The sequence below is a fragment of the Halorubrum sp. SS7 genome (assembly GCF_005435055.1).
GTDB lineage: Archaea > Halobacteriota > Halobacteria > Halobacteriales > Haloferacaceae > Halorubrum > Halorubrum salinarum.
In genome coordinates this window covers 1-208 of record NZ_SGXV01000822.1, presented here as the reverse complement: position 1 = coordinate 208, position 208 = coordinate 1, and the positions used below count along the sequence as shown (strand labels likewise).

Sequence of the window (208 nt, the reverse complement as noted above, 5' to 3'; positions counted from 1 at the left end):
CGTCCGCGAGCGGATTCAGGCGGAGGTCGACCGCGTGAACGAGGCGTTCGAGCCCTACGAGCAGATCAAGCAGTTCCGGCTCGTCGAGGAGGAGTTCAGCGAGGAGAACGACCTGCTCACGCCGACGATGAAAAAGAAGCGGCGCAACATCTTGGACCGGTTCGGGGACGAGGTCGAGATGATCTACGAGGAGTGACCCGACCGGACG

1 protein-coding gene is annotated in these 208 nt (G+C 62.5%); it reads left to right on the top strand.

All coding sequences use genetic code 11. From position 1 onward, the window contains the following. A partial coding sequence (locus tag EXE44_RS20025; RefSeq protein WP_137718161.1) for a long-chain fatty acid--CoA ligase occupies positions 1–196 on the top strand: 196 nt, incomplete at its 5' end. Between the last annotated feature and the right edge of the window lie 12 nt (positions 197–208).